The organism is Streptomyces sp. AC627_RSS907 (assembly GCF_019049165.1).
On the sequence record NZ_JAGMUE010000265.1, the window covers coordinates 1 to 553 of the forward strand.

1 protein-coding gene and 1 pseudogene are annotated in these 553 nt (G+C 70.5%); one reads left to right on the plus strand and one right to left on the minus strand.

Features of this window, described 5'->3' with window-relative positions; translation table 11 throughout:
• Positions 1–209 precede the first annotated feature (209 nt).
• A pseudogene (locus tag KUM32_RS44125) lies at positions 210–353 on the minus strand (IS701 family transposase); the annotation flags it as partial.
• Between KUM32_RS44125 and KUM32_RS45070 the strand changes: the two are divergent.
• Positions 318–553, plus strand: a 236-nt coding sequence (locus KUM32_RS45070) for a hypothetical protein (RefSeq protein ID WP_308408780.1), incomplete at its 3' end; no start/stop codon positions are given. The pseudogene KUM32_RS44125 and the gene KUM32_RS45070 overlap by 36 nt on opposite strands.

A 553-nucleotide genomic window follows, 5' to 3' on the forward strand; every position in this document is an offset into this window, starting at 1 on the left:
ATCCACTGCAGTGCCGCAGCTCTGCCGCGGTGGGCCAACCAGCCACCGTTCCTTCGCCTGAGGGTTGACCGGACGGCCTGGGGCGCGGCCGTGCGCGCCGCCTGGAGCGACGCCAGGGCGCAGTCGGGGTGCCCCGGTCTACCGCGACGTACCGGTCATCACCCAGGTCATCACCGTGTGCTGGAGCTCGGCGCCGGTATGGGGTACACGTTGCCGAAGCCGGTCACGAACTGCATGCTGCCGTCCGGCAGCGGCTCGGCCATCGGCCGGATCGGACGACCATCCAGCATCAGCCCTCGCAGACAACACTCGCCCCAATGCCGCTGATCCTGTCGCGGAAACGACCCGAACACATCAGTAACGAACTGGAGCCGTCGGCGGGCACGGCGCGGGCGGGCGGCACCGTGGACATGCTCGCGCCGGCGCTCGGCTGCGGCTGCGCCAACCACCAGCAGCACGCGTCGGACCACGCCCCTCGGGCGGCACCGCCTCCGGTAATCAGATCGCTGCGCCCCTCACTGGCCCGAGCAACTACTGCGGCAACGCCGACTTC